Source organism: Chrysiogenia bacterium (assembly GCA_020434085.1).
Classification (GTDB): Bacteria; JAGRBM01; JAGRBM01; order JAGRBM01; family JAGRBM01; genus JAGRBM01.
Map to the genome: position 1 here is coordinate 1 of JAGRBM010000476.1, position 5,277 is coordinate 5,277.

Consider the following 5,277-nt stretch of genomic DNA (forward strand, 5'->3'; position numbering starts at 1 on the left):
ACGGGGCTGAGCAACCGCTGGAAAGCGACCGAGGAGATGTTCGCGCTGAACTGTCGCCGCCACGGGCTCAACGTCACGGTCGAGGGTGAAGACGAATTCGCCGCGACCCGCGTAGCTTTTCAGCGCCCTCGCTCGCAGATGGAACTGTTCGGGTAGCCTCCCTCGTCATTCCGACCGGAGCGAAGCGGAGTGGAGGAATCTAGACGTCGCAGAGCGGCACCGGCAAGTCTGCGTAGCCGGGCGCTTGCGAGATCCCTCGGCTGCGCTCGGGATGACGGGAAAAACTACTTGAAGAGCTTGAAGAAGACCTCGAAGACCTTCTTCGCCGTGGGGGTCAGCCGCTCACGGTTTAATGTGTCGGCGGCTTTCTTCATCACTTCGCCCTGGGTGGGATAGGGGTGGATGGTCGTGGCGATCTTTGACAGGCCGATCTTGTGGGTGATCGCCAGGGCCAGCTCACCGATCATGTCGCCGGCGTGCTCGGCGACAAGCGTGGCACCCAGGATCTGGTCGGTGCCTTCCTTTAAATGCAGGCGCAGGAAACCTTCGGCCTGTCCGTCGAGCCTGGCGCGATCGACGTCGTCCATACCGATGGTGAGTGTCTTCACCTTGTAGCCGGCCTTGATTGCATCCTCTTCGTAGAGGCCCACGTGGGCGATCTCGGGGCTCGTGTAGGTTGCCCACGGCATGACGAGCTTGCTGGCCTTGCCGCGCCCGAAGAACAGGGCGTTGGCGATGACGATGCGCGCCTGCGCGTCGGCAGCGTGGGTGAACTTGTACTCCGAGCAGATGTCCCCACAGGCATAGATCTTCTTGTTGGTGGTGCGCAGCCGGTCATCGACGGTGACGCCCAGTTTGTCGTGGGCGACTCCGGCTTTTTCGAGCCCCAGCCCGTCAGTGTTGGGCGCGCGTCCCACCGCGACGAGGAGCTGGTCGCCGCTCACGCGCTCGCTCTTGCCGCCTCTCTCGAAGTGGATGATGCGCTGCCCCGACTCCTGCTCGATCTGCGTGAGCTTTGCGCCGCCGATGTATTCCACGCCGTCGCGGGCCATTGCCGCATGCACCACGGCGGCGGCGTCGGCGTCTTCGCGCGGAAGGATCTTCTCGGCGATGTCGAGGATCGTCACCTTCGCGCCGAAGCGGGCGAAGGACTGCGCCATCTCGCACCCGATGGGTCCGGCGCCGATCACCAGAAGGTGTTCGGGCAGCTCGGTGAGTCCGAAGACCGTTTCGTTGGTGAGGTAGTCCACGTCGGCGAGCCCCGGAATCGGCGGTGCGCTGGCGCGCGCGCCCGTGGCGATGACCGCGCGGCGGAAGTTCAGCTTCTGGCCGTCCACTTCGACGGTATTGGGGCCGGTGAAACTGCCCTGTCCCAGAAAGACGTCCACACCCAGGTCAGTGAAGCGCTGCGCGCCGTCGACGTGGGAAATCCCGGCGCGAAGGCGGCGCATGCGCTCCATCGCTGCGGCGAAGTCTCCTTCGCCCGATACGGCCGGGCCGCCGAAGATTTCCTTCGACTCGCGCGCTGCCTTCCAGGAACGCGCCGCGCCGATGACGCCCTTGGAAGGAACGCAGCCCACGTTGAGACAGTCGCCGCCCATGAGATGGCGCTCGACCAGCGCGACCTTCGCGCCAAGGCCCGCCGCGCCCGCCGCGCAGATGAGCCCTGCCGTCCCGGCGCCGACCACCACCAGGTGGTAGCGATCCTTTGCGGTGGGGTTCTGCCAGTCACCTGGATGGACGTTGGCGATCAGGGCGCGGTTGTGCTCGTCATCGGGAAGGAAGCTGATGGGCTCGCTCATGGGGAGTCCTTTCGGAGTTGGAGAAATCCAGGGCGCCGCTCAGGCCACTTCTTCGCCGGCGGCTTCGGAGAGCGCGCGGCGGGCGATGCGGGTGATCAAAACGGTGACGACGAGAGTCGCGACAAGGCCCACGCCGAAGAGGATGTTCGAGGCCATGCTACGCTCTGGTGCCTGACCGCCGGCGAGTGCGGCAAGGTCGCCGATGGCGGCGCCGCCGTAGACGTAGAGCACCGTGCCGGGAATCATGCCCAGGTGGGCAATGACGTAATCGCGCAGGCTCACCTTGGTGAGGCCCAGCGCGTAGTTGAGCAGGTTGAAGGGAAAGGCCGGGGAGAGGCGTAGCAGGAATGCGATCTTCAAACCGTTGTCGCCGATGGCGCGGTCGATGGCGGCAAACTTGGGATCGCCCTCGACCTTTGCCGCGACCCAGCGGCGCGCAAAATGTCGCGCGATCAGGAAGGCCAGCGTCGCGCCCACGGTGGCGCCGACATAGACGACGATCGAGCCCTGCACCACTCCGAAGATGATCCCACCCGCCAGCGTGAGCAGCGAGCCTGGCACGAAGGCGACCGCGGCGAGGGCATAGACGGCGGCAAAGACAGCCGCGCTCCACGCGCCAAAACTCTTGACCCACTCGGCAACGTTGACGAGGTAGCCTGCCGCCTGGCGCCCGCCCAGGACGAGGCCGACAACAACTACCGCCAGGATCACCAGCTTGAGCACCGGGGATCTGGACTCCTGCGGGGCGGCTGGATCGGAGGCGCTTGCGGCCTGTTCGCTCATCTGGTCTCCCTTCGCGCTCTTGCAGGAAGCGCGGTTTTTGCGGTGAAACGAAGCTGTATTGAGACTACCAGAGAAGGGGGCCCGGGTATTCCAGGCTTCTCTGAATTGCAGGTATACTGCAATATATAAAATCAGGCAAGTAAGAGGAGTTCTTCGCCCACCCAGCCGGCCAGGGCCTGCGCCGCGTGCTGGGCTGCAGCCTCGATGTGGTCTTCGGCACCTGCAAAGCTCTCGCAGATCTGCGCGAAGGACGCTCCGGCAAAGAGCTGGCGAAGGCGAGGCTGTTCCTCGGCGCTCACCAGGCGGTGCCAGACCTTGAACTCGCGCCGCCAGACCAGCACGCAGGTCGGGGCAGGGGTGATCTCCGGGACCTCGCCCTCGTCCCAGATGAGCGGGCGCCACAGGTCGGTGACCGGCCACTCCAGATCGATGAGCCGCGCAGCGGGCACGGGGCGGAACGTCAGCTCTGCCCACTGCTCGGGCGCGATGGCCGCGAGATCATCGCTGGTGAGCGGCGTTGCCGCTGCGCGATCGAAGACCTCGTCGCGGGTGCGCTCGAGTGTCGCGAGATCGGCGGCGAAGGGAAAGGGCTCAATGATCGGCGCGTAGGTCTTCAGGAAGTCGGCCACGTGCATGCCCACATCGCGCACCGAAGGTGAGGTCGAGGGATGCGCCACAAGGTAGTCACGGGTGAGCTGGGCGAAGGTTTTGTCGCCGACCAGTGCGAGCAGCCCGCGGTAGTCGTTTCGCAGGATGTCGAGCAGCCGATAGTAATACATGTCGGCGTAGCGCTGGAGGCGGTCGGCCGCGATCTCCGGCGTGGCGCCGCGAATGAGCGCGTTGAGCGGGCCGGTGGCGGGGTTGCCCGCGCGCAGCTCCTCGATGGCACGCGCAACGCCGCCGGGCGCGGTGATCAGGGCGAAGACCTGACGCTGGGTTTCTTCGAGGGAGTTACTCACCGAGAATCCCCGCTTCGATCTTGGCCGCGCGTTTGGATTCGGCGATGAGCTCTTCCCACTCGGGGATTTCCTCGTCCCATTCGATGAGCGCCGGGACTTTCCCGAAGCGCCGCACCGCGCGCTCGTAGAGTTTCCAGACGGGATCGGGCACCGGCCCCACGTGGGAGTCGAGAATCCACCCGTCCTTGGGCGTGTGCCCGGCCAGGTGGAACTGGCCGACCTGTTCGGGCGGGATGGCGTCGATGTAGAGCTCGGGCGAGAAGTCGTGGTTGACCGAGCTCACGTAGATGTTGTTCACGTCGAGCAGAATGCCGCAGTCGGTGCGTTTGGAGATTTCGGCAAGAAATTCCCACTCGGGCATGTCGCTGGTTTCGTAAGTCACGTAGCTCGAAACATTCTCCAGCATGAACTGGCGCCCGAGGCGCTGCTGTACCTGATCGACACGCTCGCACACATGGCGAAGGGTGTCTTCGTTATAGGGAAGGGGCAGCAGGTCGTGGGCGTACTTCCCCTCGATGCCGCCCCAGCACAGATGATCGGAAACCCAGGCCGGTTCGAGCCTTTCGATGAGGGTTTCCAGCCGTTGCAGGTAGCGCTCGTTGAGCGGGTCGGTCCCGCCGATACCCAGCGAGACGCCGTGGCAAACCACTGGGACTGCCGCGCGCATTTTCTCCAGCACGGCCCAGGGGCGACCGCCGGGCTCGATAAAGTTTTCGGAAATGACCTCGAACCAGCTCACCCCGTCCGGATCGTGCTCCAGCAGGTGGCTGTAGTGGACGTTGCGAAGCCCAACGCCGTGTCCGAGATCCTGTCGTTTCCACATGATGCCTGGGTCCTCAAAGGGAGCGGGCGCTCCATCGCCGCTTGCCGGTGGAGCGCCCGCCCGAAGAACTTGATGTGGCGCGCGGTTACTCGAGAACCGTGCCGCCCTTTTCCTTGCACTCGTGCGCGGGGGCCATGATCCAGCCCTTGCCCTTGCATTCATTCTTGCCGTGGCAGGAATGATCGGCGGCGGCGCAGGCGCTTTCGCCCTTGCAGGAGTTGATGCCCTGGCACTTGACCGGTGCGTCGGAATCCTCGAGCGGGGCGACGCCGGAGGCGGCGTGCGCGGTGACGGCCGCGCCGAAAAATCCGGCGGCAGCGGCGGCAATGAGTGCTCCCTTGAGTGGCTTGTTCATCTGTGATCCCTCTCTACGACTGGTTGGTGGTATCACGCGCCTTCACCACGCAGACACCGGGGGTTGATCTTTCTTTGCCTCGGACCGGGATATTTTCCGCACAGGTGGCGGGGGTTTTCAAGCGCCGCCGGCTGTTTGGCCTGAAAGTGAAAGGGGGCTTCAAAAGAAGCCCCCCGGTCACTGCATTTCAGCAAGCTGCGACTCAGGAGTTGCAGCTATTGGCACCCTTGCAGCTGTTGCCCGAGGATTCGCCCTCGGGGGCAGCCTCGGCACCGTTGCAGGAGTTCGCGCCGCTGCAGGAGTTCTCCGGTTTGGCCTCTTCCGTTGCACCGTTGCAGCTATGTGCACCCAGCACCGATGACGTGGTGATCAGGAACGATGTACAGCCAGTGGCGGATGCAGACGAGGCCAATGCAGGCCCGGTGTTTGATATCTGTGGCAGCCTGGTTTACCCCAGCAATGCGGTAGCGGCTACAGGTACGGGCACGTGGAGCAAGGCAAGCGGCCCGGCCGGGGCGTTGGTGTTCAGCATAGGGCCGAACGCGCCCGATCAGG

6 protein-coding genes are annotated in these 5,277 nt (G+C 64.7%); 1 reads left to right on the forward strand and 5 read right to left on the reverse strand.

Annotation, left to right across the window (positions count from 1 at the left end):
* Positions 1 to 284: 284 nt before the first annotated feature.
* The 5 genes from KDH09_16115 to KDH09_16135 all read right to left on the reverse strand — a co-directional run bounded on the left by KDH09_16115 (position 285) and on the right by KDH09_16135 (position 4,722).
* Positions 285 to 1,802 carry a mercuric reductase gene (locus KDH09_16115; protein ID MCB0221225.1) on the reverse strand — a complete coding sequence of 506 codons (1,518 nt, stop codon included), beginning with the start codon at positions 1,800 to 1,802 and terminating at the stop codon, positions 285 to 287.
* A 39-nt stretch (positions 1,803 to 1,841) separates the two neighbouring features.
* Positions 1,842 to 2,585, reverse strand: a complete 744-nt coding sequence (locus KDH09_16120; protein MCB0221226.1) for a TVP38/TMEM64 family protein — start codon at positions 2,583 to 2,585, stop codon at positions 1,842 to 1,844.
* Positions 2,586 to 2,716: 131 nt separating this feature from the next.
* Positions 2,717 to 3,544, reverse strand: coding sequence for a putative DNA-binding domain-containing protein (locus KDH09_16125; GenBank protein ID MCB0221227.1), 828 nt, complete (start codon positions 3,542 to 3,544; stop codon positions 2,717 to 2,719).
* A complete protein-coding gene (locus KDH09_16130; GenBank protein ID MCB0221228.1) occupies positions 3,537 to 4,367 on the reverse strand; it encodes a DUF692 domain-containing protein in 831 nt (276 codons plus the stop codon). Before KDH09_16130 ends, KDH09_16125 begins: the two co-directional genes overlap by 8 nt.
* Positions 4,368 to 4,452: 85 nt before the next feature.
* Entirely contained in the window at positions 4,453 to 4,722 is a 270-nt protein-coding gene (locus KDH09_16135) for a hypothetical protein (protein MCB0221229.1), read from the reverse strand.
* 2 nt (positions 4,723 to 4,724) lie between these two features.
* On the opposite strand from KDH09_16135, the gene KDH09_16140 reads away from it, so the two are divergent.
* On the forward strand, positions 4,725 to 5,277 hold a 553-nt coding region (locus KDH09_16140; GenBank protein ID MCB0221230.1), incomplete at its 3' end, for a hypothetical protein.

Excerpts from the sequence above, each read along its gene's own strand:
- KDH09_16115 (MCB0221225.1), bottom strand. The coding sequence starts at position 1,802 with ATGAGCGAGCCCATCAGCTTCCTTCCCGATGACGAGCACAACCGCGCC.
- KDH09_16120 (MCB0221226.1), bottom strand. The coding sequence starts at position 2,585 with ATGAGCGAACAGGCCGCAAGCGCCTCCGATCCAGCCGCCCCGCAGGAG.
- KDH09_16130 (MCB0221228.1), bottom strand. The coding sequence starts at position 4,367 with ATGTGGAAACGACAGGATCTCGGACACGGCGTTGGGCTTCGCAACGTC.
- KDH09_16135 (MCB0221229.1), bottom strand. The coding sequence starts at position 4,722 with ATGAACAAGCCACTCAAGGGAGCACTCATTGCCGCCGCTGCCGCCGGA.